12 protein-coding genes are annotated in these 13816 nt (G+C 55.1%); 8 read left to right on the forward strand and 4 right to left on the reverse strand.

Annotated elements, in window-relative coordinates; all coding sequences use genetic code 11:
• Window positions 1-53: 53 nt before the first annotated feature.
• The 3 genes from dctP to ACXAEW_RS19530 all read left to right on the forward strand — a co-directional run bounded on the left by dctP (window position 54) and on the right by ACXAEW_RS19530 (window position 3240).
• The gene (dctP, locus tag ACXAEW_RS19520) at window positions 54-1064 is read left to right on the forward strand and encodes a TRAP transporter substrate-binding protein DctP (protein ID WP_474942917.1); all 1011 of its coding nucleotides are present in this window, start codon (window positions 54-56) and stop codon (window positions 1062-1064) included.
• A gap of 86 nt (window positions 1065-1150) precedes the next feature.
• Complete coding sequence (locus tag ACXAEW_RS19525) at window positions 1151-1840, forward strand: TRAP transporter small permease subunit (RefSeq protein ID WP_474942918.1); 690 nt, start codon at window positions 1151-1153, stop codon at window positions 1838-1840.
• Window positions 1840-3240 carry a TRAP transporter large permease gene (locus ACXAEW_RS19530; protein WP_474942919.1) on the forward strand — a complete coding sequence of 467 codons (1401 nt, stop codon included), beginning with the start codon at window positions 1840-1842 and terminating at the stop codon, window positions 3238-3240. Before ACXAEW_RS19525 ends, ACXAEW_RS19530 begins: the two co-directional genes overlap by 1 nt.
• A 74-nt stretch (window positions 3241-3314) precedes the next feature.
• Here ACXAEW_RS19530 and ACXAEW_RS19535 read toward each other — a convergent pair whose 3' ends face one another.
• The gene (locus tag ACXAEW_RS19535; protein WP_474942920.1) at window positions 3315-3833 is read right to left on the reverse strand and encodes a YHS domain-containing (seleno)protein; all 519 of its coding nucleotides are present in this window, start codon (window positions 3831-3833) and stop codon (window positions 3315-3317) included.
• A gap of 294 nt (window positions 3834-4127) precedes the next feature.
• On the opposite strand from ACXAEW_RS19535, the gene yghU reads away from it, so the two are divergent.
• The gene (gene yghU / locus ACXAEW_RS19540; RefSeq protein ID WP_474942921.1) at window positions 4128-4994 is read left to right on the forward strand and encodes a glutathione-dependent disulfide-bond oxidoreductase; all 867 of its coding nucleotides are present in this window, start codon (window positions 4128-4130) and stop codon (window positions 4992-4994) included.
• A gap of 253 nt (window positions 4995-5247) precedes the next feature.
• Here yghU and ACXAEW_RS19545 read toward each other — a convergent pair whose 3' ends face one another.
• Both ACXAEW_RS19545 and ACXAEW_RS19550 read right to left on the reverse strand, forming a co-directional pair.
• Window positions 5248-6039 (reverse strand): SseB family protein, encoded by a 792-nt coding sequence (locus ACXAEW_RS19545; protein ID WP_474942922.1) that lies wholly within the window; start codon window positions 6037-6039, stop codon window positions 5248-5250.
• A 364-nt stretch (window positions 6040-6403) separates the two neighbouring features.
• Window positions 6404-7000, reverse strand: a complete 597-nt coding sequence (locus ACXAEW_RS19550) for a uracil-DNA glycosylase family protein (RefSeq protein ID WP_474942923.1) — start codon at window positions 6998-7000, stop codon at window positions 6404-6406.
• Between the two features lie 447 nt (window positions 7001-7447).
• On the opposite strand from ACXAEW_RS19550, the gene ACXAEW_RS19555 reads away from it, so the two are divergent.
• The 4 genes from ACXAEW_RS19555 (at window position 7448) to kdsA (ending at window position 11592) form a co-directional block, all read left to right on the forward strand.
• Window positions 7448-8205, forward strand: a protein-coding gene (locus tag ACXAEW_RS19555; RefSeq protein WP_474939587.1) for an IS5 family transposase whose coding sequence is annotated in 2 segments (ribosomal slippage) — window positions 7448-7772 and window positions 7772-8205 — 759 coding nt in all. Because the reading frame shifts where the segments join, the coding sequence is not laid out codon by codon here.
• A gap of 242 nt (window positions 8206-8447) precedes the next feature.
• Window positions 8448-9107 (forward strand): ABC transporter ATP-binding protein, encoded by a 660-nt coding sequence (locus ACXAEW_RS19560; protein WP_474942924.1) that lies wholly within the window; start codon window positions 8448-8450, stop codon window positions 9105-9107.
• Window positions 9085-10755: a KpsE/RkpR family capsule polysaccharide export protein gene (locus ACXAEW_RS19565; protein ID WP_474942926.1), complete on the forward strand. Its 1671-nt coding sequence runs from the start codon at window positions 9085-9087 to the stop codon at window positions 10753-10755. The genes ACXAEW_RS19560 and ACXAEW_RS19565 overlap by 23 nt, the downstream gene beginning before the upstream one ends.
• Before the next feature lie 3 nt (window positions 10756-10758).
• Window positions 10759-11592, forward strand: a complete 834-nt coding sequence (gene kdsA / locus ACXAEW_RS19570; protein ID WP_474942927.1) for a 3-deoxy-8-phosphooctulonate synthase — start codon at window positions 10759-10761, stop codon at window positions 11590-11592.
• A 136-nt stretch (window positions 11593-11728) separates the two neighbouring features.
• Here kdsA and ACXAEW_RS19575 read toward each other — a convergent pair whose 3' ends face one another.
• Window positions 11729-13669, reverse strand: a complete 1941-nt coding sequence (locus ACXAEW_RS19575) for an AsmA family protein (RefSeq protein WP_474942928.1) — start codon at window positions 13667-13669, stop codon at window positions 11729-11731.
• Between the last annotated feature and the right edge of the window lie 147 nt (window positions 13670-13816).

The following is a 13816-nucleotide window of genomic DNA, read 5'->3' on the forward strand; positions in this document are numbered from 1 at the left end:
TGTTTCTGCACACTGCGATTTAAGAATCCAATTTGCATCTGGGAGGAGACAGAATGCGCAAAATTCTTTCGCAAACCGCTGTTGTTGCTTTAACTGTCGCTTTTGCAGGCGAAGCCATGGCCACCGAATGGAGCGTCTCGCTCTGGGGGAAACGCCGGGCCTTCACCGAGCACGTTGAAAAGCTGGCCGAGCTGTTGGACCAGAAAACCAATGGCGAGTTTACACTGAACATCAGCTATGGCGGCCTGTCCAAAAACCGCGAAAATCTGGACGGGATCGAAATTGGAGCCTTTGAGATGGCGCAGTTCTGCGCCGGGTATCACCGTGACAAGAACCCGTCGATCACCGTATTGGAACTGCCGTTTCTGGGTGTGACCACATTGGAGCAGGAAGCGCAGCTGTCCATGGCGCTTTATCAGCACCCCGCTGTTGTCAAAGACCTTGGCCGTTGGAACGCAACCCTTCTGATGCCCTCCCCGCTGCCGCAATATAATATCGTTGGCGTCGGTGATGTGCCTTCTACAATCAAAGACTTTGAAGGTCTGAGCGTTCGCGCAACCGGCGGCATCGGTGCGGCGATGGAAACCATCGGTGCTGTTCCGACGTCCATGTCCGCAACCGAAGTGCGCCAGGCGATGGACAGCGGCGTGATCAAGGCTGCAAGCTTTGCGCCCCATGCACATATGTCCTTTGGCACCATTGAAGACGCCACCTGGTGGACCGCGAACCTGAACCCCGGCACTGTGAACTGCCCGGTTGTTGTCAACACCGATGCGCTGAACGACTTGTCGGACGAGCACCGTGCAGCGCTGATGGAGTCCGTTCCGGAAGCGTTGGAGTACTACATTGACAACTACAACAACAAAACCATGGATGCCTGGGGCCCTGCCCTGGACGAGCGTGGCATCACGCAAGTGACCTTCTCGGCGGATGAAATCAAAGCATTCAAAGACGCCGCTGCTGCTCCGGCTGCCAAGGCCTGGATCGAAGAGAACACCGCGCGCGGTCTGCCTGCGCAGGAGCTCTATGACATGGTCACCGGTATGATCGCCGAAGGTAGCTGATATCCGCACTCGCTTTGCCCCCATGAGCGCCCGTCGGGCCTTTTGGGGGCCTTTTTATATCCTGAATTGTAAAGGAGCGACCCGACATGGCCGGATCCTCTCTTGTACTGTCGGACGATAGTACGCTCAGCCGTTTGGACATGCGGCTCTATGCGGTTGAAAAAGTGCTGGCGCTCCTCAGCGGTCTGGCTGTGTTCTCACTTATGATTTTGGCGGTAATATCGGTTTCGGGGCGCAACGGGTTCAACCAGCCCCTGCCCGGATATGTGGACTGGATCGAACAGGCGATGCCGCTGATCGCCTTTATGGGGGCCTCCTTCACCCAGCGCGACGGCGGCCATATCCGCATGGACATGCTGGTAGGCGCCCTGAAGGGACGTGCGCTGTATCTGGTCGAATTTATCACCACTTTGGCGGTTCTTCTGCTGATGGTCCTGTTGGTCTGGGGGACGTGGTCCCATTTCCAGCGCAGCTTTGACTTTGCATCCCCCATGTGGAGCCGCGACAGCTCCATGGACATCGCTCTGCCGATCTGGCCCGCAAAGCTGCTTGCGCCGGTTGCGTTTTCGGTTCTGTGCCTGCGATTGGGCCTGCAGCTGTGGGGCTATCTGCGGGCCTTTGTCCGAAACGACGATGAACCTGTGGCAATTCCAATGATCGCCGACGCCGCAACCCAAGCCGCAATGGAAGCCGAACATGTCTCGGGCCATGACGATCTCGACGACGCGGTGGAAAATGCCGCCTTGCAGAAGATGAATGACGAGGACCAACGCTGATGGAACCTATTGAAATTGGTATTGCCGTCTCTGGCGGCTTGCTGGTGCTTGTTGTGCTGGGGATGCGCGTGGCCTTTGCTGCGGGTCTGGCCGGAATGGTCGGGCTGATCTGGATTTTCTGGGCGAAGTACGGTTATGATCCCGACCGCTTTGGAAAAGCGCTGACCGTGGCGGTCAAAACCGCAGGTCAGGTGCCGCATTCCAAAGTCTCAAGCCAGGCACTGTCGCTGATCCCGACCTTTATCCTAATCGGCTACCTTGCCTATTACGCGGGCCTGACCAAAGCACTGTTTGAAGCAGCAAAACGCTGGTTTGCCTGGGTGCCCGGCGGCCTTGCGGTCTCTACCGTTTTTGCAACGGCCGGCTTTGCGGCGGTCTCTGGCGCATCGGTTGCGACCTCTGCCGTATTTGCCCGGATCGCGATCCCCGAGATGCTGAAAATCGGCTATGACAAACGCTTTGCCGCCGGTGTTGTGGCCGCTGGTGGCACATTGGCTTCGCTGATCCCGCCGTCAGCAATCCTTGTGATTTATGCAATCATTGTGGAACAGGACGTGGGCAAACTGTTGCTTGCTGGATTTGTTCCCGGTGCCTTTTCCGCGCTGATCTACGGAGCTTTGATCATTGGCATGGCGCTGACAATCAAAGGTTTTGGCCCCGCCGTGAGTGGATTCACGTGGAAAGAGCGCTTTGCTGCCCTGCCCCCGGCCTTGCCGATCCTGTTTGTTGTCGCAACCATTGTCTTGTTTGCCTACAACCCCTATGGCGGGGATGCCTGGGGTACGCCAACCGAAGGCGGAGCCATTGGCGCATTTGTGGTTTTCCTGATGGCTTTGTTTCAGGGCATGCGCTGGACAGAACTCAAGGACGCGCTACTGGAAACGGCCAAGCTGTCGGTGATGATCTTCACCATCATCTGGGGTGTTCTGATCTATGTGCGTTTCCTGGGTTTTGCCGATTTGCCCGGAGCCTTTGCCGACTGGATTACCTCGCTCACCATGTCACCGATGTTGATCCTGATCTGCATCCTTCTCGCCTATGCGGTGCTGGGCATGTTCATGGACGCAATCGGAATGCTGTTGCTTACCCTGCCTGTGGTTTACCCTGCAGTTATGGCGCTGAATGGGGGGGAATTTGTTTCAGTCGCAGACAGCACCTTTGGCATGTCGGGGTCGATGTGCGCGATCTGGTTCGGGATCCTCGTTGTGAAAATGGCAGAATTCTGCCTGATCACCCCACCGATTGGCCTAAACTGCTTTGTGGTGGCTGGTGTGCGTGATGACCTGAGCGTTCAGGACGTGTTCAAGGGGGTGACACCTTTCTTCGTCGCCGATGCCTTGACCATCGCAGCGCTGGTGGCCTTCCCGTCTATAGTCTTGTGGCTTCCAAGCCTCACCTGACCGACCCTGTCTGAGGAAGCCAAAAGACCCGCGTCGAATGGCGCGGGTCTGTCTGTTTTTTTATGATACTGCGATCAGCCCTTTGTGGGCACAGGGGACGTAAAGTTTGGAATGGTGCTTTCCGAGGCTTCATTGGGTTCGATACCAACCCAATTGTCTTCCGCGAGATTGATGTTGCCTGGAATGTCTTCTTCCCAGAACCCTACGACGTTCTTGGTAATGTTCAGATACAGCTTATCATCGACAATGCGCCACAGGTTCGGGTTTGCCGGCACTTTACCACCGCGCGAGACGCCATATGCGCAATGGCCATCATATTGCGGCGCGTAATGCGATGGGTTTGACACAAACAAATCACGGTTCGCTGCGGAAGCAAAAGCAAAGGTGGCGCCATTGTACTCAGCAGTGAATTCTGCCGAACCCGGGACAGCCAAAGGCTGCGGGGTTCCAACAGGGTTGGGTGTCAGCGAGCGGTAGGCAACAACATCGTAACCCGATACGGCAAAACCGGTTTCATCAATATACTGCTCTCCGGCAAACGCGGGCAAAGCCAATGCAAGCGCAGCAACGGCGGCTAGGGCAAAACGTTTCATATGGGCGTCCTCATTTCAGGTGCGTTAGATAGTCAACTCTTGTGCGACAACCGATGCGGCTGGTCACGTCATGGCCAAACAATATGCGGTTTACGTCTTTTGCGAAGGGGGGCTCACAGTTCTGTGTCCACCAAAGAGCGTCTGTGAGATTTTCGTAATATCCAAAGGTAAACAAATTTCAGTGATACGGCCGTATCAAAGCTTCCAGTCATTGGAATTTTGCTCCGGTTACATATTTAACTGAGGGACTTGCCGAAAACGATTGTCCAACCGTGCACCAGGAAAGCGAACACAATGACAGACAACACATATACCCCCCCCGCAGTTTGGACTTGGGATGCAGAAAGCGGTGGGAAATTCGCCAGCATCAACCGGCCGATCTCAGGACCGACGCATGACAAGGCTCTCCCCGTTGGAGAACACCCTTTACAGCTCTATTCGCTCGCAACACCCAACGGGGTGAAAGTGACGATAATGCTCGAAGAACTTCTGGAAGCTGGGAAGACCGGCGCGGAATATGATGCCTGGCTCATCAAGATTGGCGACGGTGATCAATTCGGGTCCGGTTTTGTCGAGGTCAACCCGAATTCAAAAATCCCTGCACTGATGGATTATTCGGGCGATACCCCCGTCCGGGTTTTTGAAACCGCGTCTATCCTGGTGCATTTGGCAGAAAAATTTGACGCCTTCCTGCCCAAAAGTGGGGCCGCGCGAACTGAAGTGATGAACTGGCTGTTCTGGCAAATGGGATCGGCCCCCTATCTGGGCGGCGGCTTTGGCCATTTTTATGCCTATGCGCCTGAGAAGTTCGAATATGCAATCAACCGCTTCACCATGGAAACGAAACGGCAGTTGGATGTTCTGGACAAACAGCTGGCGGACAACACTTATATCACGGGCGACAACTACACGATCGCGGATATGGCAATCTGGCCCTGGTACGGCGCAGTGGTTCTGGGCACGCTTTATGACGCGGCAGAATTCCTTGATGTGGAAAGCTATCCGAACCTTATGCGGTGGGCCAAGATGGTTGCAGAGCGCCCTGCTGTCAAACGAGGACGCATGGTAAACCGCACCTGGGGTGAGCTGAGCGAACAGCTCCATGAACGCCATGACGCGGCAGATTTTGCGACCAAAACCCAGGGTAAGCTGGAAGGCTGAGATCTCGAAACGCTTCAATATATGTGTCGCCATAGGGTTTTCGCAGGCGGATCTCCCGCGCCCGCAGCTGCGGTAACTGCGTCACCACATCTTGGCGGCCTTGGGCGTAGCGCCGTGCCTTTGGCACGGCGCTACGCCCAACGGGAAGAAGCTTTTTTCAAAAGCTGATGACGGGCGGGAGACCCCCATGAATATTGATGTGAGCCGTCCTGCCAGCCCCCCCCCCCTTGCGGTGACAAAGACTGAACGTTTTTCATCGCAAGCGCGGTGGTTTTTCCGGATCAGAGCCGGGCATCGAAGGCGCAAAGGTCTTTGCCTCCGTGGGCTGAGGCAGCTCGAAGCGCAACCCGACACGGGCCAAGCGCGCCGCCATTTCGTCAGTTGCCGCAAAAAAGCCAACGTCCAATGCGCCCGCCTCAATACCTGAAAAGGTCAACGCCTCAGAGACGGCTTGGGCCAATGCCGCATCTGCACCATCCAGGGCATCTACAAAACCCAACAAATGACCTTGCCCCCCACCCTGATACCGCAATGCCACCAGATATGCGCCTTTCGCCAGTCCCGTTGCCGTGGCCAGCTTGGTATCGAGCGCCTCCAAAAGAAGTTCGGGCAAACCTTTGGGCGGCAAAACTTCTTCGACCCCGGTTTCGACCTCCTGAGGGTTGTGCGCAAGCGTCTGACGCAACCAAGTTAGCGCATCCGCCGGGATCAAGGTCTGCGATGGTGCGACATCCAGGTTCAAACCAAGGCCAATGTCAGACCCATCCAACATCTGAACTATCATGCGTCCTGACAGTGAAGCATAGGGAACAATGCTGTCGGCAAATTCGGACAAGCGCTCCTCCCGGTCAAAAACAAGAACGAATTCTCCGTCTTCGGTCGGAAAAACTTCTGGTTTTATTGTGTCACCCTCGGGTTCGGCACCAAGCAGAAGAAATAACTCGCTGTCAGCCAGCCGTTCAAAGAATCGCAACCGAGCGCGCTCATCCTGTGGGGTCGCTTCCATTGTGGCATAGGCCAGATCCAGAGCCGTTTCCTCAGTCATTCTTGCATCACTTCCTTTATGCGCGCCCTCAAAGCGGACAACACCTCTTACCCAAACCAGGGATTTTTTTCGCAACCAAGCCGTATTGCGCCAGGACGGATGAGGCAAGGGAAAGACGCCCGGTGCAAAGGATCGCCAGTTCTTTGCGGTTTGCGTAACGCCTGCGCGAGTTCTAAGGTGGTATTTCTGCACGTAACCGCCAACCAGGATTCGCAGATGCAGATATGACAGGTCCTGAAGGACTGCACCGTGCAACTGTCAGGCACAAATTGGCGGCGACGGCAGATCAGATCCTTTAGCGTTAGACCCAGGAAAACCCGTCTATAGACGGTTTCTTTCGAGTAACTGCTCAGCGAAAAGTGATTTATTTCTTCTCAGATTCACTTAGATGTTGTCTCACGCTTTGCCGAATTCTTGGAATGACATCAGCCTCGAACCAAGGGTTTTGCTTAAGCCATCTGTTGTTTCGCGGACTCGGGTGGGGCAGTACAAAGACCCGGTCTTGGCCTTCAGAAGACTGTTTGACCGCCTCTGCAACGGTCTTTCCATTCAGGTGAGGCAAGTGCCATGCGATGGCATAGGCTCCCAAGACCAAAGTCAGTTCGACACTCTTGAGAGCTGCCATCGTTTTCTTCCGCCATGTTGTCGCGCAAATTTCTGGTGGAGGTTTGTCGCCAGAAGAACCTGCACCAGGGAAGCAAAGTCCCATTGGAAATATGCCAATCTGGGGATCCGCGTAGAAAGCAGACTTATCAACCCCAAGCCAGTCTCGCAAACGATCCCCAGAGGGATCGTCAAAAGGGCGATTTTTTAGATGAGTAATGCGTCCGGGAGCTTGGCCAACGATCAGAACCTTTGCCCGCTCTTCCAGCTGAAAAATGGGGTTTGGACCAAGCGGAAGATCCTTACATAGCCTGCAAGCCTGCATCTCCAATTTGAGCTTATGAAAGTCCTTTAGCATCCATTCCCAACTAAGCAGTTTCAACACCCACGGACTAAAATTGTGAGTGTATTCTCATTCTCATGCTTTTTTGCCCATGTCAGCAATATGCTTTCTCAATCTCTTGCTGTAATCCGCCAGCCTTTCTTTCGTTTCGATCGATTGGTGCAGCGCTCGTTCGGTTTGCACCAAGCTGACTTCTACGTGGCTCAAACGCAGTTCTGATCGTTCCTCAAAGTACGACATTCGACCCTTAGTTCTTCTACCTGCCCGGCCCTGTTAGCCGCTTGTCGACGACCTGCGAAGAGTAACTTAAGATCGCGATACTTGGCTGTGTGTAGAGACGAAACTGGACCTGTCGCGCTTTTGTGCCGCTGGAGTAGCCACCTGAAAGTGGTTCACTAGGGTCTGGACCCATTGATTTCCGCTTGGCTACGTGATTCACGGGTCGAAAATCGAGCGGTGAACATGTCTGATCTATTCTGGCTGACGGATGCGCAGATGGCGCGTCTTGAGCCCTTCTTTCCCAAGTCCCACGGCAAGCCACGTGTTGATGATAGGCGCGTGCTGAGCGGTATTATCTTTATTAATCGCAATGGCTTGCGTTGGCGCGACGCCCCCACTGTCTATGGGCCGCACAAGACGTTGTACAACCGCTGGAAGCGGTGGAGTGATAAGGGTGTTTTTGCCCGGATGATGGCGGGTCTGGCTGCCGAGCACGTCGAAGAAAAGACCGTCATGATCGACGCCACGTACTTGAAGGCCCACCGAACGGCGACCAGTATGGCCGCGAAAAAGGGGGGCGTGGACGCCTGATCGGCCGGACCAAGGGCGGCATGAATACCAAACTGCACGCCATCCGCGACAGTCAAGGACGCCCTCTCAATCTGTTCGTCACGGCAGGACAGGTCAGCGATTATATCGGCGCGCGGGCATTGCTCAGAAGCCTTCCGAAGGTTAATTGGCTGCTTGGGGATCGCGGTTATGACGCCGACTGGTTCCGAGAAGCGTTGCAAGACAAAGGGATACGAGCTTGCATCCCTGGCCGGAAGCAGCGGAAGAAACCGGTGAAATACGACAAGCGTCGCTACAAACGGCGCAACCGGATCGAGATCATGTTCGGAAGGTTGAAGGATTGGCGGCGTGTGGCAATCCGATACGACAGGTGCCCGAAGGTCTTCCTGTCCGCAATCGCCCTCGCAGCACTCGTTATCTATTGGCTATGAGTCCTGACCCTAACCTTGACAGCTGACTATATGCAAAGAAAGAACCCTGATTACGTGGCCTGACAAAAAGTTAACAAATCATTGCGGCAATCCTAGACAATCCGACATAATAAAAACAAACTCGCCATATAACTGGTTAACTGTCTGCTGCTATTATCAAATAGCTGCACATTCCTTTCTTGTGGCAGGCAAATAACATACAACCCAAACCGGGACGAACAGAGCAGTATCGGGCATTCGAAATGCTGGAGTTTGAAAACGTAAGCAAGTCCTTCTGGACCGGCAAACAGCGCAAGGTGATCCTTGACCGCGTGTCTTTTCGCGTTGAACTCGGCAATTCCATCGGGATCCTTGCTCCCAATGGCACCGGTAAGACAACGTTGATCAATATGATGGCGGGACTTGAAAAACCGGACGAGGGTTCAATCCGGCGCGGCTGCAAAGTCTCTTTCCCTCTCGGGTTTATGGGGGGCGTCGTCAGTCGTCTGTCTGCGATGGAAAACGCACGCTATATAGCCAATATATACGCGCTTGATGCCGATTATGTCGAAGCTTACTGTCGCTGGCTCTGCGGATTGGGGGAGTATTTTGATCAGCCCGTTGGCACCTACTCCTCTGGTATGCGGGCGCGGTTCAATTTTGCCTTGATGCTTGCGCTTGATTTCGACATTTACCTAATTGACGAGGGTATGCCGAGCACCACCGATGTGGACTTCAACAAAAAAGCCGGTGCGATCCTGCAAGAGCGTCTGGCTACGACCACCATCGTTATCGTGTCGCACCAGGCCAAAACCCTAGAGAAGTTCGCGCGATCTGCCGCAGTGCTACTCGACGGTCAGTTATATATGTTTGATACCTTGGAAGAAGCGAAACAGCTCTATGACTATGAAACCCAAGGCTAAAAAATTCCGCATTCGCCGGTCCAGCGCATCTCCGTCCGAGACTGCGCCCACACCACGTGCCGTGCCCGGCCCGGCCGAAAGCGCTACCACAAAGCCAAGCGCCCAAAGCGGTGGCTCTCCTGCAGCTCAGAAAAGCGTTTCACAGCCTGCCGACGGCAGCAGAAAAGTGCTGGCAGGAATGGTTAGCAGCCGCCGTGAAACCAATATGGAAACCGATTTGGACGCCATCCGCAAGGAAGGTTTGACAGGCAGACAGCTGCGCATGGCCCGTCGGCTCGCGCAAAAGCATGGTCTGTCCGCAACGTCAGATTTTGATGCGGTGCGCCTGCTTCGCACCAAGGGGATCGATCCCTTCCAGCATGCAAATATGCTGGAACTGGTCGTCCCAAAGAACACCGCTCAGCCCAGTGGGGTCCCCCTTGCCCCAGGCAAGGTGCAGCTCCCACAAACGGTTCCGGCGGGAAAAACCTCGCTGCCATCCACAGAGCTCAGCCCGGCGGAACGGCGCGAACGCGAAATCCGCCAAATCCAGCATGACATTGCGCGCCGTCGTCGTCGTCGCCTGGGCTTATTGTTCGGCCGGTTGAGCTTCTTCGTCTTCGCCCCGACAATTGTCGCGGGTTATTATTATTACTCGGTGGCAACACCGATGTATTCTTCGAAGTCCGAATTCCTGGTCCTGAAGGCTGACAGTGCGTCCGGCGCGGTTGGAGGGCTGTTCAGTGGAACACAATTTGCCACCAGCCAGGATTCGATTGCGGTTCAAAGCTATCTGGAATCCAAGGAAGCCATGTTGCGTCTGGATGAGGAGCTTGGGTTTAAGTCCCATTTCCAGCAGGACTGGATCGACCCGATCCAACGGCTGGATCCGGAGGCCAGTAATGAAAAAGCCTATAAAGTCTACGGGCGAAACGTAAAAATTGGCTATGATCCGACAGAGGGCGTGGTTCGTATGGAAGTCAGCGCTGCAGACCCAGAAGTGGCAGCTGCCTTTTCGCAACAGCTCATCTCTTATGCGCAAGAGCGGGTCAACAACCTGTCCCAGCAGAAACGCCGTGATCAGATGTCCGACGCAGAGGCCACATTGGCCGATGCGGAAGCCAAGCGCCGGGAAGCGCAGCAACAATTGGTCATCCTGCAACAGCAGGGATCTGTGCTTGACCCCGAGGGTGTGATTGCCTCACTCAGATCGCAGATTTCCACCTTTGAATTGCAACTCCAGGAAAAGCAGCTTGAACTGGCAGCTTTGCAGGACAACCTGCGCCCAAACCGTGCAAAAGTGACAGGGGTCGAAGGAGATATTCATCGCCTTGAAGCGGTGATTGCCCAGCTCAACTCGAGAATGATTAACGCCTCGGAAGGGGAAAATTCGCTTGCGAACCTTCGCGTGCAGATTCAGATGGCCCAAGCAGACCTTGCCACACGTGATCTGATCCTACAGTCGGCTCTGCAGCAGGTTGACACCACCCGAATGGAAGCCAACCGGCAGGTACGGTATCTGACCACTTCGGTTGCGCCAGTGGCCAGCGAAGAACCGTCCTATCCGCGCAAGTTCGAAAATACCGTTTTGGCCTTCTTGATTTTTTCCGGTATCTACTTGATGTGCTCGCTCACCGCATCAATCCTCCGAGAACAGGTCTCTTCGTAAGTTATGCAACACATCGACATCGCCGGAATCACCATCGGCAACGATCAACCGCTGACGATCATTGCTGGCCCCTGCCAGTTGGAAAGCGCAGATCATGCGCAGATGATTGCCGGAACAATGAAAGAGGCCTGCGCCAAAGCAGGCGCGCAATATGTCTTCAAGGCCTCATATGACAAAGCCAACCGTACGTCTTTGTCCGGCAAACGTGGCCTTGGCATCGAGAAGGGCCTCGCCGTTCTGGACGGTATCCGAAAGGAGTTCGGTGTCCCCGTGCTGACAGATGTGCATACAGAGGCACAATGCGCCCTTGCTGCCGAAGCTGCCGACATTCTGCAAATTCCAGCTTTCTTGTGCCGTCAGACCGACATGTTGCTGGCCGCCGGCAATTCTGGCGCTGTGATCAATGTGAAGAAGGGGCAATTCCTGGCTCCTTGGGAGATGGAAAACATCACGACAAAAATCGAGAGCACCGGCAACGACAAGATTATGCTGACCGAGCGTGGCGCATCCTTTGGCTACAACACGCTGGTTGCCGACATGCGCTCTCTGCCCATTATGGCCCAGACAGGGTATCCTGTTGTCATGGACGCGACACATTCGGTGCAGCAACCTGGCGGCCGTGGTGGATCTTCCGGTGGTCAACGTGAATTCGCTCCGGTAATGGCGCGTGCGGCAGCGGCAATCGGGGTGGCGGCGATCTTTATGGAAACACATCAGGATCCAGACAATGCCCCCTGCGACGGGCCAAATATGATCTTCTTGGATCAAATGCCGGATCTGGTTCAGACGCTCATGCAGTTCGATCAGATAGCCAAGGCCAAACCGGTTGTGATCTGATCGGGTCTTAAAAGGTTTTTCACCTGACCTCCGGCAGGCGACCCACGCGCCCGCCTTTGGCGGGCGCGTAATGCGTTTCTTTTGATCTGTGTTCGTGAGCCCGCACGTCAGTGACTTTTGGTCGAGCGACAGGCCCTTAGTTCCCACCCAATAATTTCAGCAGCTGTTCTTTGGCTTCCTGCTCAATCCGGTCTTTCAGAACATCATTCAAATCCTGCTCCGGCTCGATCACCGTGTTGAGCTCTTCCCCCAGTTTTTCACGCAGCTTATCCTCAGCGTCCTGTTTGATCTCAGTCTCCAGCTTATCCAGTCGCGGCTTCAGCGCGCCTTCCAGGTCCGGCCGGATCTTGGGATCGGCCCAAGGTCCCGAAACCTTGACAGGAATGGTCAGGCCGGTGCCGCCATCGCGAGCCAAGGTCGGTTTAAACAAGTAGTCCAGTGCTTGCGCGCCCAGCATCACCTGACCTTCGCCCGTCACATTGGCCCCTTTAACCTGTGCCTGAAGATCGGAATTACGCACAACCCCGTCCGCAATGGTGAAGCTCGCCGACAATGCGTCAAACACAGTGCTTCCACCGTTGCCTCCCCCCGTCCGCATCAGCGCTTCCAGATCAAACCCGGTATAAAATCCCTTGCCGACCTCGAACCATCCGTCACCGGACAAAGAGTTCATAATCGCGTTCATATTATTGCCAACGCCAAGGAAGTTCAGCTCCCCCAGAAGGGTGCCGTTCATGTTGTCAAATTCCGCAAGTTGACCAAGTGCCTGTTCCAAACGAATTCTGTTAAACGCAAGTTTTCCGCCAACCGACAAACCATTGCGATTGTTGGCGACCAATTCACCCTGGATCGTTCCGCCAAACGCAGTCGCGGGCTGCATATCCACCACCGCACGCGCGCGGTCGATGGTCAAGGTCATGGCACTTTCGCCCAAGACAATATCCCCGGCGTTCAGACTGTTGAAACTCAGCCCGATTTTGGCATCCAAGAGCCCCAGCGCACTGGCGTCAATGTCACTCCCAGACCAACCGCTCGCCTGAGAAGCCCCGCCGGATGCAGAGCCGTGCTTCTGAGATCGGGTCAATGCCGAAACATCCAATGCATCGGCCTTCAACTGTGCTGTAAGTTTGGGACGATCGCCTGATGTGACCAAATCCATCGCACCGCGCAGCTGGTTTTTGCCAAGACCAACCAGCAAATCCCGCAAGCTAAGCTGTCCGGCAGCTGTATAGGTCATATCTGCCGCCAGAAGCGCGTTGGACCCGATGCCGGACGGCAATTCGACCTGTTGCCCCAGTGAGGTCATAACCGCGTTCAAATCAGACGCTTCTGCGGTTATCCGCCCTTGCGCGTCTCCGGCGAGATCAGCGTTGCCGTCAAAACGTGCATGCCCACCCGCGGTTTCGATCGTCATGCCAACTGATGATACGGCACCGCCAAGGAACTGGGAAAACGTCCCGATTTCGCCCAACAGACGCACCGGTACACCCGCCGGGCGCAGGGTCAAATCGACCTCAGCCGTGCCTTGTGGATCTGGCCATTCCGCCAGAAGGTCGATCTGTTTCATCTCAACAGGATCGGCCCCATGCGCCGCGTATCGCAGGCTGGCCCCGGTCAGAGTGACCTTCTCAACCGAGATTGCCAGCGGGTTGCTGCCCTCTCCGCCGTTCTCCATAGGAGAAGCGGACGGTGTTTCATCGAACACCCAGTTCCCGACACCGTCTTCACGCGTCGTCAGATTCAAAACGGGCAAGATCGCGGAGACTTCGGTCACCCGCACATCGCCCCGCAACAAATCAGCAGCGGCAAGGCCGATCGTCAGGCGTTCGGCACGCAACATAGGCTCAGCCCCTGCCCATTCAGCGTTGGACAGCGTTACACCGTCTGCCTTCATCCCCAGAGTTGGCCAAAAGGTGAACCGCACCGGCCCTGCAAAGTTCAACTTGCGGCCAGTCTGTTTCTCCAACTGATCCGCAGCCAAATTGGCGATTTTTTCCCCGGGCAATATCAGAACAACGCCAAGAAGCACCGCCAGTGTCACCAAAACTGCCGAAATAACGCGAATGATCAAACGCATAGGGCTCTCCTGCCACCTTTTGTGTCCAGATTAGGTAGCGCAGCCATACAAGGCAACCTCAGACGCGCTACAGGTCTGGCATCCCAAAGAAAAACGCCCCCCGACACGGGAGGCGTTTCATGTTGTTAAGCTCGATCAGCAGGCACG

Source organism: Epibacterium sp. ABZ3_068 (genome assembly GCF_056159265.1).

What these genes read in the sequence shown, in the direction of transcription:
- dctP (WP_474942917.1), top strand. Translation starts at nt 54, where the DNA reads ATGCGCAAAATTCTTTCGCAAACCGCTGTTGTTGCTTTAACTGTCGCT.
- ACXAEW_RS19525 (WP_474942918.1), top strand. Translation starts at nt 1,151, where the DNA reads ATGGCCGGATCCTCTCTTGTACTGTCGGACGATAGTACGCTCAGCCGT.
- ACXAEW_RS19530 (WP_474942919.1), top strand. Translation starts at nt 1,840, where the DNA reads ATGGAACCTATTGAAATTGGTATTGCCGTCTCTGGCGGCTTGCTGGTG.
- ACXAEW_RS19535 (WP_474942920.1), bottom strand. Translation starts at nt 3,833, where the DNA reads ATGAAACGTTTTGCCCTAGCCGCCGTTGCTGCGCTTGCATTGGCTTTG.
- yghU (WP_474942921.1), top strand. Translation starts at nt 4,128, where the DNA reads ATGACAGACAACACATATACCCCCCCCGCAGTTTGGACTTGGGATGCA.
- ACXAEW_RS19545 (WP_474942922.1), bottom strand. Translation starts at nt 6,039, where the DNA reads ATGACTGAGGAAACGGCTCTGGATCTGGCCTATGCCACAATGGAAGCG.
- ACXAEW_RS19550 (WP_474942923.1), bottom strand. Translation starts at nt 7,000, where the DNA reads ATGCTAAAGGACTTTCATAAGCTCAAATTGGAGATGCAGGCTTGCAGG.
- ACXAEW_RS19560 (WP_474942924.1), top strand. Translation starts at nt 8,448, where the DNA reads ATGCTGGAGTTTGAAAACGTAAGCAAGTCCTTCTGGACCGGCAAACAG.
- ACXAEW_RS19565 (WP_474942926.1), top strand. Translation starts at nt 9,085, where the DNA reads ATGACTATGAAACCCAAGGCTAAAAAATTCCGCATTCGCCGGTCCAGC.
- kdsA (WP_474942927.1), top strand. Translation starts at nt 10,759, where the DNA reads ATGCAACACATCGACATCGCCGGAATCACCATCGGCAACGATCAACCG.
- ACXAEW_RS19575 (WP_474942928.1), bottom strand. Translation starts at nt 13,669, where the DNA reads ATGCGTTTGATCATTCGCGTTATTTCGGCAGTTTTGGTGACACTGGCG.